This is a genomic window from Cryobacterium sp. Hh11 (assembly GCF_004404045.1).
GTDB classification, from domain to species: domain Bacteria; phylum Actinomycetota; class Actinomycetes; order Actinomycetales; family Microbacteriaceae; genus Cryobacterium; species Cryobacterium levicorallinum.
The window spans coordinates 63,983-76,736 of sequence record NZ_SOHF01000017.1 but is presented as its reverse complement, the minus strand read 5'-3'; the positions used below and the strand labels follow the sequence as shown (position 1 = coordinate 76,736).

Annotated in this window: 14 protein-coding genes and 1 tRNA gene; all 15 read left to right on the top strand. The window is 59.5% G+C overall.

Annotated features, from left to right (window positions below; translation table 11 throughout):
* The first annotated feature begins 33 nt into the window (after nucleotides 1-33).
* Nucleotides 34-543 (top strand): NUMOD4 domain-containing protein, encoded by a 510-nt coding sequence (locus E3T46_RS07765; protein ID WP_134578095.1) that lies wholly within the window; start codon nucleotides 34-36, stop codon nucleotides 541-543.
* A complete protein-coding gene (locus E3T46_RS07760) occupies nucleotides 543-914 on the top strand; it encodes a hypothetical protein (protein ID WP_134578094.1) in 372 nt (123 codons plus the stop codon). The genes E3T46_RS07765 and E3T46_RS07760 overlap by 1 nt, the downstream gene beginning before the upstream one ends.
* A gap of 73 nt (nucleotides 915-987) precedes the next feature.
* The gene (locus E3T46_RS07755; RefSeq protein WP_134578093.1) at nucleotides 988-1,176 is read left to right on the top strand and encodes a hypothetical protein; all 189 of its coding nucleotides are present in this window, start codon (nucleotides 988-990) and stop codon (nucleotides 1,174-1,176) included.
* A gap of 503 nt (nucleotides 1,177-1,679) precedes the next feature.
* Nucleotides 1,680-1,862 carry a hypothetical protein gene (locus E3T46_RS07750; RefSeq protein ID WP_134578092.1) on the top strand — a complete coding sequence of 61 codons (183 nt, stop codon included), beginning with the start codon at nucleotides 1,680-1,682 and terminating at the stop codon, nucleotides 1,860-1,862.
* Nucleotides 1,859-2,341: a hypothetical protein gene (locus tag E3T46_RS07745; protein ID WP_134578091.1), complete on the top strand. Its 483-nt coding sequence runs from the start codon at nucleotides 1,859-1,861 to the stop codon at nucleotides 2,339-2,341. The genes E3T46_RS07750 and E3T46_RS07745 overlap by 4 nt, the downstream gene beginning before the upstream one ends.
* On the top strand, nucleotides 2,338-2,979 hold the full coding sequence (locus E3T46_RS07740) for a hypothetical protein (RefSeq protein ID WP_134578090.1): 642 nt from the start codon (nucleotides 2,338-2,340) through the stop codon (nucleotides 2,977-2,979). The genes E3T46_RS07745 and E3T46_RS07740 overlap by 4 nt, the downstream gene beginning before the upstream one ends.
* A gap of 453 nt (nucleotides 2,980-3,432) precedes the next feature.
* A tRNA-OTHER gene (locus tag E3T46_RS17820) sits at nucleotides 3,433-3,542 on the top strand.
* Nucleotides 3,543-3,957: 415 nt separating this feature from the next.
* On the top strand, nucleotides 3,958-5,202 hold the full coding sequence (locus E3T46_RS07730; protein ID WP_134578088.1) for a hypothetical protein: 1,245 nt from the start codon (nucleotides 3,958-3,960) through the stop codon (nucleotides 5,200-5,202).
* Between the two features lie 1,283 nt (nucleotides 5,203-6,485).
* On the top strand, nucleotides 6,486-6,938 hold the full coding sequence (locus tag E3T46_RS07720) for a hypothetical protein (RefSeq protein WP_134578087.1): 453 nt from the start codon (nucleotides 6,486-6,488) through the stop codon (nucleotides 6,936-6,938).
* A 103-nt stretch (nucleotides 6,939-7,041) separates the two neighbouring features.
* Nucleotides 7,042-8,580 (top strand): hypothetical protein, encoded by a 1,539-nt coding sequence (locus E3T46_RS07715; RefSeq protein WP_134578086.1) that lies wholly within the window; start codon nucleotides 7,042-7,044, stop codon nucleotides 8,578-8,580.
* 16 nt (nucleotides 8,581-8,596) lie between these two features.
* Nucleotides 8,597-10,051, top strand: coding sequence for a phage portal protein (locus E3T46_RS07710; protein ID WP_166790200.1), 1,455 nt, complete (start codon nucleotides 8,597-8,599; stop codon nucleotides 10,049-10,051).
* A 154-nt stretch (nucleotides 10,052-10,205) separates the two neighbouring features.
* Nucleotides 10,206-11,072: a hypothetical protein gene (locus E3T46_RS07705; protein ID WP_134578084.1), complete on the top strand. Its 867-nt coding sequence runs from the start codon at nucleotides 10,206-10,208 to the stop codon at nucleotides 11,070-11,072.
* 48 nt (nucleotides 11,073-11,120) lie between these two features.
* A complete protein-coding gene (locus E3T46_RS07700) occupies nucleotides 11,121-11,738 on the top strand; it encodes a hypothetical protein (RefSeq protein WP_134578083.1) in 618 nt (205 codons plus the stop codon).
* 32 nt (nucleotides 11,739-11,770) lie between these two features.
* Nucleotides 11,771-12,613, top strand: coding sequence for a P22 phage major capsid protein family protein (locus E3T46_RS07695; protein ID WP_134578082.1), 843 nt, complete (start codon nucleotides 11,771-11,773; stop codon nucleotides 12,611-12,613).
* On the top strand, nucleotides 12,613-12,750 hold the full coding sequence (locus E3T46_RS17815; RefSeq protein WP_166790199.1) for a hypothetical protein: 138 nt from the start codon (nucleotides 12,613-12,615) through the stop codon (nucleotides 12,748-12,750). Before E3T46_RS07695 ends, E3T46_RS17815 begins: the two co-directional genes overlap by 1 nt.
* The last annotated feature ends 4 nt before the right edge of the window (nucleotides 12,751-12,754 follow it).

Sequence of the window (12,754 nt, the reverse complement as noted above, 5' to 3'; positions counted from 1 at the left end):
CCCGCAAATCGTCTAACCGATTGGAGGGCTGCCATGCAGTCTACAGAAGAATGGCGAGCCGTAGCCGGCTACGAAGGCACCTACGAAGTAAGCGATCAGGGAAGCCTGCGTTCGCTTGATCGATCAGTTGTCTACCCGAACGGAATGGTCAAGCCGATCGCCGGGCGCACCATGCATCCGAGCGTCAATAAGTACGGTTACCTGCACGTCTCGCTGTTTAAGAACGGAATCGGGAAGACAGTGACGATGCACAAGCTCGTCGCGCTCACATTCCTGGAAAAGATTCACGACGATGCGACGGAGGTCTGCCACGGAGACGGCAACCGGCAGCACAATCGGGCATCGAATCTTCGGTGGGATACCCGAAGCGCAAACGCTCGCGATGCGCTCGTGCACGGCACCCACCCCAAAGCAAGGAAAACGGAATGCCCCTCTGGGCATCCGTACTCAGGCGACAACCTGATTGTCACCAAATCCGGTGGCCGTCAATGCAAAACATGTAAGCGCGACTGGATGCGCGATAACTACCGAAAGGCAATCTAATGGCATTTGCTGAAGTTTCTGGAACCATCACCCGCATTTTCTATAACGGCAAAGGCGCTGAGGTGACTGAGGTATTTGAGAAGCAGGACGGCTCTGAGGGCAAGCCCCGCTACTCCCTCTGGTTTGCCCAGCCGCACGGATTGAACGAGGGCGACTCGGGCAAATGGCGCGGTGCACTGTCGGTCAAGGTCGACGAATGGACTGACCAGCAGAACGAGATCCGCCACTCGGCAAAAGTCTCCCTCAACGGCGCCAAGGCCATCGAAGACAAGTCGAGAGGCCAGCAGCAGCCGAGTGCACCGACGAATGCGCCGGCAACTGGCGGCGATACATGGAACGCGCCGGGCAGCTTTGACGACAAGCCTTTTTAGCCCGCACCTTCTGCGCCACCTAGGCACCTCCCAAGTCGGTAGGCGCCATTTTTTATGCGAATTTGAGGACAACATGAGCAAACGCATACGCACCACGAAGCAGGCGACACGAGCACGTCTGACCGCTCAGGTGCGGATAAACCAACGGAAGTTCACCGAGGCGGTCGAATTGCAGGCGCGAATCGTGCGCGACGAGCAAAGGCGACTGTTTGGGCAGGCATGGCTCGACAAGCGGGCAGCGAAAAAGCGGGAGGGGAACTGATGCCACGCGCAGAACAGCAGCTAATTGCGATCCGAATGCTGCACGAGAAGGAGCAATTCGGCGATTGCGTTGAGGATGGCGAACCGTTCCCGTGCAGGACGGTCCGCATCCTTGACTGGGAAGCCCCCACCCCGCCATCTAAGCCCCTCGCAGCACAACTAGCACCACCAACCCGTACCAGCGCTACAGAGGCGCAGAGAGAGGACAGAGGATGAGTAGGGAACTGCCGGTCGAGTCCACCGAGAGCTTCCGGGTGATCGTGACCCGCATGACAGGGACTCGCAAGCACGAGCCGATCGCTTACGGGGCATTCCCGACGCTCGCGGGAGCTAAGAGCGTTCGGACACGCGAGATCAACGACTGGACTCGAAGTGGCCGAACGTACTACGGCTCGACTATCACGGGTGAACACACTGCGACAGGCAAGATCCAGCGCACGACGACAGATTGGCAGGATGTGCGATGACCGACAAGCGGGCAGCTATGAAACGGGATGACAAATCATGATCGACATCATCTGCAACACCTGCCAGCAACGCGAACGTCACAGCACACGATCTGCCGCGCTACTGGCCCTCGATGTGCACGAAGCCATCACCGGGCACGACGACCTGATGATCTCGGAACCGTCGAATGGGGCATGGGTTCGGGTTTGGGTCAAAGACGAAATGGAGGTAAGGGCATGAGCATGAAGAAGCAGCACCTTCTGGACGTAATATCGGAAAGCAACCTGCCGATGATGGAACGACGGGCGATTGCCAAGCTGGTGATGACTTCTGATCAGCCCACAGATGAGTCGCCGACAAGTGTTGAGTGCTACTCGGTGCTTGGCTGGGCGCCGTGCCCGATACCCGACATGTGCACCAATGATTTACGCACCGTCTCAACAGTGGTGCATTCCATGCCCTCCGCACGGGATGAACTATCGGAACCTCGCATCGGATACTTCAACACCGTCACCGGTCTTCACAACCAGTGCCTCGCACATATCAGCGCCGGTGACATCGATCTTGACGATTGGGTCTATCGGAGCCGCGACACGTGCAGCGACTTCCTCGATGAAATGGCCAACATCGGGCTGGTGTACCGAGCGCCTCGACAACCTCGACGGGGGCTCACGTGGCTCTACAGGATCGCGACCAAACTACCAAGGGGGAAGAAATGACCACCGACCTACTCGATGCCCTCGATGCCCTCACCAAGCCAACCCACCGCAAGATCATCCAGGACGATCCCAACGGCCCCGAGATGACGAAGGTCGTGCACGTTGAGGACGATGCGCTACTTGATCAGCTCGACAACGCGATCAGATCGAGCATGGGTGGCACGACATCGGGCGGGAGTGATCCGGCGACAAGATCGCTGGTGGACTCGGGCGCGCTCATGCGGTTCATGCAGATCAGCAGCGAGGTTCAGCAATGGGCCAGAGTTGCCGGCGCAGTGATCGATAAGGCCAGCGTCGGGATTACGTTGCGGAGCTGGTTCGTCCGGTTCAAGGAATACCCCAGCAGCACCGAGACTGTTACGTTCTACACGAAGCAGCTGCGGAAGTGGGCGTTCCAGATCGAGGCAACATTGAACCCGCCGAAAGAGAAAGACCTGCCCGATGCGTGCCCATCATGCGGTGCATCGGAATGGTGGGACCCGGCAACGAAAGAACGCTACTACCGGCCACTGGTGATCCGGTATCAGCCCGATAGCCCGACCATGGTCAACGATGCGCGCGGTGTCTGCAGGGCGTGTGCGAAGACGTGGGGTGTGCGCGAATTGCAGTTCGAGCTCGAGGAAAAGCAGACCGGATGACACGCCGACAAATTGGGTCTTGCAAACTAGCCCTGTCGTGATATAGTTAGGTGCGCTCTAGTAGTGTGCCTTCTTCAGATAGCGGTCAACGTTTCCACGTTGGCCGCTATTTGCATTTAAACTTCCGGTCCACCCCGACACACATACGCCTTGTCATAGGCCACATCGGGCGAGTGATGACCGGATCACTTCACCAGGTTTCCCCGCCTGTAGCCGGTTCGGATCTCCGGCGTGAGATAAAACGATCCGGCGGGCCGTTGCGAAACGCGCGGATTACGCAGGAGTGAAGAACCCTGACCGCCTCCAAACACTTGCCACTCAAACCCACACGGAATGAGCCGCGCAGCCCGACGCTCAGGGTTTGGCAAGACGAACGAGCGGTAAACACGGATGGATCAGGTACAACCTGTACACCGTCATAGAGCAGCGTGGCCCGGCTGGCAGAACGGGCATTCCGATGTTCCCTGAGAGGCCACAAAGGGCACGCCGCACCGATCTGTGCGGGTAACGATTTATCCCCGAGCGCGGGGCTGACATGGGTTCGAATCCCATCATCGGAACCAAGCAACGCAGGTAGCCCGCACGATTGCCGGTGAAGCGTTATGCCCCAGATGTCTATGGACTGCCTGGGGCTGCTTTAACCCTTTCCCACACACACCCTCGGCTCAACTTCACACAGGAGCAGTCATGGCAAACACGACACCGCTGCCCCGATGAATGGCACGCCCGACCCAGCGCGAGTTTTCACCCTGACCGGTGAACGCTCCGACTGCTGCCCGTCTCGCGCATACGCAACGGCCACGGTCGACGGTGTGGCTCTGCTCTTTTGCAGTCATCACTGGCGCCAACACCGAGGCGTGCTTACCGAGATCACCTGCGACTGGCTGGACGAGACAGACGCGGTGCTGCTCAAGACCGGCAGCGTGACAGAGGTTTAGACGTTCGGCTCTATTCACGTAAATGAAGGCTGGGGGCATCATGTCGCTGCTTGAAAATAAGGGATTCCTGGCTGACCTTGCAAACGCCGCCATTAGCAGCCGCGCAATCTCGGCCAAGTACTCAGACGGCACACAGCGCATCGGCAAGTCAACGGTGAACGACTACCGCAAGAACGGCGTACCGAGCGTTGAGGCAACCGCGTCCATCTCGGGCGAATCCGAGAAACACAACCTGGACGGTTCAGCCGACTACACCCGGTTCAGCACGACGCCTTGGGGTCACGACAACTACCGGGCGTTCATCCAGTCCAAGGGTCAGAACCCCGACGAAGTGACCTTCACCTGGGGCTGGACATCCAACCCTCTCGGTGGCTTCTGGAACAAACTCAACAACGTGCGGCCCATCGCTGCTGGCGCCGCTGCCATCGACACTGCCGACCTGTACGCGGCCATTGACTCGTGGATGCCCCCCGTTCGCCGCCCCGATGTGATCACCGCCCAAACCTTCGTCGTGTGCGCTGCCGACCTACAGACCGGCAAGACCGACTACGGCCTCAAGTCCACCGACCTCGCCAAGCGCGTCCTCGCCTCGTTCACAGAGGCCGCACGGATCGCCACCGAAACACACTTCGCCGAGATCATCCTCGCCGACCTGGGCGACATCGTGGAGAACATCAACTCCACCAGCTCACAACGCGCCACAAACGACCTCGCCATCACCGAGCAGATCCGACTTGCACGCCGGCTAATGCTCGAGGGCATCAAGATGCTGGCCCCGCTCACCGACTCGCTCGTTTACGTTGCGGTCCCGTCGAACCACGGCTCGGTACGCATCGGCCCCAAGTCACCCGAGAACCACGTTCTAGACGACTACGGCATCGAGATCGCCGAACAGTTGCGCGACATCTGCAACGAGTCCGACAAGCTCAGCAACGTGTCAGTCGTTATCCCCGAAACGTCGATGGAAACACTCGCCTACACCACATCGGGAACCACGCTCGGATTCGCACACGGACACCAGGCACAATCGCCCGATAGTCTCGGCAAGTTCTGGCAGGGACAGTCGCACGGTCGCATGCCACTCGCTGCGGCTGACATTGCGCTATTCGGCCACTACCACAGCCTTAGGGTGCAGCAGTCAGGTGATGCACGCTGGCTTATGGTGTCCCCTGCTAGTGACAATGGCAGCTCGTGGTTTACGAATAAGACGGGCGAAAGAAGCCAGGCCGGCATGCTCTCATTCGTAACATCAAACCATGCATGGTCGGACCTAAGAATCCTGTAACCAATCGTCCACATTCCCCCCATGTCGGATATCAAGCACACGTCAACCAGGCGTTCTCGTAACTGTCTACACATACCGGTATCTGTAAGCGTTTCTGACGGGATCTCATGCGCCGATTCCTGCACCACTTCCGGCTGCGAATACAGCGCAAAGGCTGGCTCTGCACCATGCATGGCAATGAACACAATGAATGGCCAAATCACGACACCATGCGGCATGAAGCTGTCGACTGTCCCTGTGGCCCTGAGGTTGGCATGGGGCAAGACGAAGACGGCGACAGTATCTGGATGGTGTCCGTAAATGCATCGTGTGCCGAAAAGCGGCACTGCGTAGATATGCCGCGAGCCACTGATCGTGACAGGCAACGCAAGAGCGTGCCGTGTATGCGGCCGCTTCTGGTGTGTCGTCTCGCTTGTTGCTGGATGTCGGCACACGTTGCCGGTTACGCCATGACTGACGCCGATATTGAGGAAGCTTACGCCGTGCAGGATGATGACGACCGACTGGTTGACGAAGTAAGGTAAAGCACATGACCGAAACAATGGTGGGCGTCGGAGATGTCGTTGACATCCGTGGTGAATCACGGAAGATCATCACAATCCAGCCGTGTCCGTTGGGCACGATAGTCGCGCATGTTCCAGCGAGCTAGATGTCACACGTCGACTAGATAGCCGAAGCCCTCACCATAACGGTGGGGGCTTCTTGCGTTGGAGGTGCTGCATGCGAGTCTGCTCCATCTTCGGCTGTCCCACCATGTACACAGGCAAGGACACACGCTGCCCGGTGCATCAAGCCGAGGCAGACAAGGCTAGGGGCACAGCTAAGCAGCGAGGGTACACGGGCAAGGGTCACCGGGCTTTCCGTAACGGTGTGCTCGAGCGTGACCCCATCTGTGTGTTGTGTCATGCAGCACAAGCGACCGAGGCTGACCATTACCCCGACTCGAAGCGTGAGCTCATCGAGCAAGGGCTAGACAGCAACGATCCCGAACGCGGTCGTGGTCTTTGCCACACCTGTCACTCACAAGCCACAGCAAGCGAACCAACGCAACGAGGCGGATGGAACAGGCGCGAGTAGGTGCTGAGCAAGGCATCGCGTGAGGCAGTCACAGGGGGCCGCTTACCTGCACCCCAAAGGGGGGGGGGGCCAATCGCGACCTCCCAGATGACCGCCGGAGAGGGCGAAAAAACGCGCGCCGGGTTCAAAACACTTATTTTTCGATCAAAAAACCGAGTTCGTGCCTCGCAAAGAGGCCAGCGCAATGCTGAGAAATGGGATGCAAAATGGCTTCAGGTGGTGCTCGTCTCAATAGTGGTCCGGCTCCTGATCCGTCGTCTTATTCTTCGCTGAAAAAGGATTGGGATACGTTGCCGGCGTCTGGTTTCGCTGGTGAGATTCCGTCTTGGCCGTTGCCTGATCAGTCGGGGCGTGAGTCCGAGCTGTGGGACATCTATTGGCGCAAACCGCAGGCGATCATTTGGGATCGCAACAATCAGCAGCTCGAGGTCGCGTTGCATGTGCGTCGGATCTCTGAGGTTGAGCTTCCCGACTCCCCTACTGCGCTGGGCACGCTTGTCCGGCAGCAGATGGACGCGCTTCTGCTCACCATCCCTGCGATGAACGCGGCACACATTCTTATCTCGTCGTCTACTCCTGTCGCTCAGGCTCCGACGAAGGGTGCCCGGAAGACAAAGGGCGACAACTGGCTTTCGGCGGTTTCCGTTGAAGGGGCCTGACTACAAGGTCCCGCCTCGCACTCGCACTCTCGGTTATCTCATCATCTGGTGGATTGAGACTCACTGCGTTGTCCCTGATGGCGACACTGCGGGTGAGCCGTTCATGCCGACGATCGATCACAAGGTGTATCTCGCGAATTGGTACGAGATCCGTCCTGCTGCGAAGGCAGGCGAGCGGAACACGGCGTTTGTGTATCGGCTGGGTCAGTGGATGGCGGCGCAGAAGGTCGGCAAGTCGCCGGGTGTCGCTGCTGAGGCGTGTGCGGAGTTCGTCGGGCCGGTCCTGTTCGATGGGCGTGCCGAAGAGGGCGAAGCGTATGTGTGCGCCGATCATGGCTGCCCGTGCGGTGAGATGTACTTTTACGAGGCGGGCGAGCCTAAGGGCCGGCCGTGGGCAACACCGCGAATTCAGCTTGCGGCTGTTGTTGAGGATCAGGTGGAAAACACCTGGGGCGCACTTGTCCCGATGATCGATGATGGCCCGCTGTCTAACTTGATTCCGAAGACTGGCGAGGCGTTCATTCGCCATCCGTCTGGCAACCGCGATTCTCGTATTGAGATTGTCACTTCTAAGGCTGACTCGAAGCTGGGCGCGCGTGTTTCGCGGGCGTTCGGTGATGAGACGGGCCTATGGACTGACTCGAACAACATGAAGAAGTTCCAGCGCATTTTGCGGCGTGGTGCTGCGGGTATGGGTGGCCGCGTGAGCGAGTCGACTAACCCGTTTGACCCTGCTGAGAATTCGGTGGCGCAGGACACGTTCGAGTCGGCGCAGAAGGACATTTACAAGCACTACTTCCCGCCGCCTGTCGCGCTCAAGTTCGAGCTCAAGAGGGACCGCGAACAGATTTTCCGGTTCAACTATTCGGGCTCGCCGTGGGTGGACATCCGCTCTATTGAGTCTGAGTCTGCAGCGCTGGCAGAGACGAACCCTGCCGAGGCTGAACGATTCTTCGGTAATCGCATCGTGGCTGGTTCTGGTCATTGGGTGCGTGAGGCTGACTGGGTCGCTAAGGGGCTCGACGGCAAGTCTGGGCGTGGCGAACCGATCACGGTCTCTCCGCGAACGAAGGTGTGCCTCGGTTTCGACGGTTCGGACAATAACGACTGGACCGGCATTCGGCTGGAAACGCTCGATTACTACCAGTTCACACCGACCTACCTCGAAGGCTCCCGTCCGACGCTGTGGAAGCCGACCGACTGGGGTAACCGCATCCCGCGCTCTGAGGTTATGGCGGCGATGGACGAGCTTGCAAACAAGTTCGAGATCGTGCGCGGTTACTGCGACCCGATGTTCTGGGAGACAGAGATCGACACGTGGGGCGCGAAGTACGGCGAGAAGGTTTTCGTCAAGTGGCCGACTAACTCGATTGGTCGCATGCACGCCTCGCTCGAGCGGTTCCGCACGGACATCACGAACAAGGACAGCGATTTTCATCACGACGCGGATCTTGAAACCAAGTTCCACATGCGTAACGCAATTATTCGCGCACGACCCGGACAGAAGTACATCCTCGGCAAGCCTGCTGATCATCAAAAGATCGATCAGGTGATGTCCTCGGCGCTCGCTCACGAAGCAGTTTGTGACGCGATCGCTTCGGGCGCTTTGGATGTCGCTGGTGACGAGTACGTGTATTTCTAGCCCGTTGGAGGGTCCCTTGGATTACTTGGAAGCCCTCAGGCTCACGAACCGTATATACGCCCGACTGGTTGGCCGGCGCCCGATCTTTGACCGCCGCGAGCAGTACTACGAGGGCAAGCAGCCGCTGTCGTTCGCCACGGATGAGTGGAAGAAGGCGAACGCTGCCCGGTACACCGGATTCTCGGATAACTGGACGCGACCCGTGGTTGACGCGGAGGGTGAGCGGATCAAGCACACCGGTTTGAAGCTCGGCAAGGACATGGACGCCGCGGCTGAGAAGTTGTGGAATCAGTGGCTCTATAACGAGATGGAGATGCAGTCTTCGCAGGGCTTTGTCTCGTCGCTGATCACGTCTCGGTCGTTCGTCATTGTCTGGGGCGACTCGAACGATGAGCCGACGATCACGTGGGAGCACGCTTCCGATGTCGAGATCGAGTACGACTGGGCCAACCCGCGCATTCGCAAGGCAGCACTGAAGACCTGGGCTGACGAGAAGCTGGAATACGCGACGCTTTACACGCCGGATCAGGTGTGGAAGTTTCAGCGGTCGCGCTCTATGGCGAAGGATGACAAAGAGTCTCAGGCCGAGCAGGCGAAGGTCAACGCTGTTTCTGAGGGTGGTTGGGTTCCTCGTCAGGTTGCTGATGAGCCGTGGCCGCTGCCGAATCCGATCGGTGTTGTGCCGGTTGTGGAGATCCCAAACCGACCGATGCTGCGTGGCGATCCTGTTTCTGAGATTCAGGGTGTCATGCCTATGCAGGATGCGATCAATCTGCTGTGGGCGTACCTGTTCCTCTCTGCTGACTATGCCTCGATGCCTGCCCGTGTAGTGCTGCATCAAGGCCCGCCGATGACTCCCGTTATCGACATGACCACCGGCAAGGAGATCGGCAAGAAGGCCGTCGACATGAAGGATCTCGCTGAAAAGCGTCTCCTGTACCTGTCGGGCGCTGACACGAGCATTGATTCGTGGGATGCTGCCAAGCTCGACGTGTTCACGGACACCATTGAGATCGCGGTCGGTCACATCGCCGCGCAGACCCGCACCCCCCCGACATACCTGGTCTCGAAGACGGGCATGTCGAACGTGAACGGCGAGGGGTTGAAGGCGTCTGAGATCGGGCTCGTCAAGAAGACGCTCGAGTTCCAAACGTTCGCTACTCCTGCGCTGCGTGAGGTGTATCGCCTTGTGGCTCTTGCGATGGGTGATCAGAGTCTCGCGCAGGCTACACGGTTGGCGACGGTTACATGGATGAACCCGGAGATCCGGTCTGAATCCCAGCTTGCCGACGCTCTCGTGAAGAAGAAGAAGATGGGCTACCCGCTCGAATACCTCATGGAGGTAGACGGGCTCGATCCGCTCGAGGTCAAGCGCGTACTTGCGATGGCTGCGCGTGAGTCCAAAGAGGCAATGTCATTCGGCGTTCAGGCTGCGATAGATTCCGAGGCACCCATTGAGCCAACTCCTTGATCTAGCGGTTGATCTGCAGGACCGGCGCGAGGCACTGACGCACCGAGCAACCGCAAAGAGTTTGCGGATATGGGCGCAGGGTGACGTTGGCAACTTGGATGCGTCATGGGATCGGATAGCGCCGGCCCTCACAACGGTGGTCACAGCCGCTCAGGTGACCGCTGCACGCCAGTCGACGCCGTACATGAACTCGGTGTCGCAGGCGTGGGATTACGACGCACAACGGGCCGTCCTGGTGCCTGAGGCATTCGGCGGCGTCATGCTCGATGGGCGCGAGGTTGCACCGGCTTTGTTTGGTGCGGTCACGACGACGAAGACGGCGATCGGCGCGGGCATGAATCCTGCACGAGCGTTCGAAGTCGGCGCGAGTTTCCTCGCAACGATCATCGGCGCGGCTGTGCAGGACATGGGTCGGCAAGCAGATGCCACGCTCGCAACGGGCAAGGGCTTCACCCGGTACGTGCGCGTTGTCTCGGCGGGTGCATGCTCACGGTGCGCGATCCTTGCTGGCCGTGACGACTACCGGAAGGCGTTCCAGCGTCACCCGCGATGCCGCTGCACATCCGTTCCAATCCCTGATGGCCAAGGTCCCCCCGAGGGATTCCACGATACCCCGACCGAGTATTTCGAATCGCTCTCTGCCGCCGAGCAAGACCGGGTGTTCACCAAGTCGGGCGCGTTCGCAATCCGCGAGGGCGCCAACCCGATCAGTGTAGTCAACGCCCGCCGTGGCATGACGAAGGGCGGCGAGCTCGGCGCTCCTGCCCGACTCGTGCCAACACGCATCGGGGTGAAGGCTGACGGCTCCCCGCTGACCGTTTTCATCACTGGCGAGGGCACGACCGCTCGAGGCGCATTCGCACGGTCCGAGGGCGCGGCAACTTTCACCGCCGCGAAACAAGGCCGCTACCGACGCACGACGACGCTCCGACTCATGCCTGAGCAGTTGCAACTGATGGCCGGCAATAACCCCGAGCGAGCGCGTGAACTTCTCAAGCGCTACGGATACATGGATTTCTAGCACCACCCATTAGCCGCGCAATGCGGCGACCAAGCAAATTGGAGCAACATGAGCACCGAAGAAGAAACTCTCGCCGCTGAAGCTGAAGCCACGGCAGCAGCCGAAGCTGCCGCAGCCGATGACACGGCCGGTTCCGAAGCGCTCGGTGACGCCGGCAAGAAGGCTCTCGACTCCATGAAGGCGAAGTGGCGCGAGGCCGAACGGATCGGGAAGGCATCCGCTACCGAGTTCGCCGCGTACAAAGCCACCGCTGAGGGGCGCGAGGCTGAGCACAAAACCGACCAGGCAAACCAGAAGGTGCGCGATGACGCCCTCAGCGCTGCCAACCAGCGCATCCTCAAAGCCGAGGTGCGCGCGGCCGCAGCTACCAAGCTGGCCGACCCCGCAGATGCTTTGCGGTTCCTTGATCTTTCCTCCTTCGAAGTCGGGGAGGACGGCGAAATTGACGCCGCCACAGTCGCATCCGCGATTGACGACCTCATTGCATCAAAACCCTACCTAGCGGCGCAAGGCGGCAAACGGTTCCAGGGTTCGGGCGACACCGGCACTCGCAACGAGTCCACGCGCCCGGCGCAACTCAACGGGGAAGACCTCAAGAAGCTCAGCCCGCAGCAGATCGTTGCCGCGAAAAACGCTGGACAGCTTGACGACTACCTCAAATCCTGAAACACCCCCTAACCGAAAGGAGTTGATCCCACATGGCGATCGACGCATTCAAACCAGAAGTATGGTCTGCCGAGCTGCTCGTTGCACTCGAAAAGGCCCTCGTGTACGCCGCCCCCGGCGTTGTCAACCGTGACTACGAGGGAGAAATCTCTCAGTTCGGCGACACTGTTCGCATTACCTCGCTGGCCGACCCGACCATCGGCACCTACACGCCGCACACCGACATCGTCATTGAAGATGTCGATGACAGCAACCTGCTGCTGCTCATCAACCAGTCGAAGTACTTCGCGTTCTCGGTGGATGACATCGAAGCACGCCAGGCCCGCGGTGGAGTGCTTTCCGAGCAGGCCCGCAAGGCCGCGTACAAGCTGCGCGACATTGCCGACCAGTACGTCGCCAGCCTCATGGCTGCCGGTGTTGACGCGGGCAACCTGATTGCCGAGTCGACCGTCACCGCGTCGAACGCCTACGACAAGCTCGTTGACCTGTCTGTTGTTCTGGACGAGGACAACGTGCCGACCGAGGGCCGTTTCGCCATTGTCACCCCGAAGTTCCGCGGGCTTCTGCTCAAGGACTCGCGCTTCATTGCTTCGGGTGACTCTTCGGGTGCCAGCGTTCGCGCTAACGGCCTGATTGGTGAGGCTGCCGGCTTCTCTCTCCGCGTTTCGAACAACGCCCCCGACGGCCCCGGTGTCGGAGCTGGAAAGCTCATCATCGCCGGTTCTGACATGGCGACGACCTACGCCGAGCAGATTGCCAAGACCGAAGCGACCCGCAAGGAAAAGGGCTTCGCTGACATCGTCAAGGGCCTGCACCTTTACGGCTCCAAGGTTGTCCGTCCGACTGCTCTGGCTGCGGCTGACGTAATCATCTAATGCCGAAGATCAAGGGTCCTAACGGGCTCGTGTTCGAGGTGTCTGATGTTGTGGCTGAGTCGCTGCTCAAGAACGTGGACGACTACGTGATTGTGGCGGAACCGAAGCCGAAGGCTGTACCCGCGGCAAAGAAATAGGAGT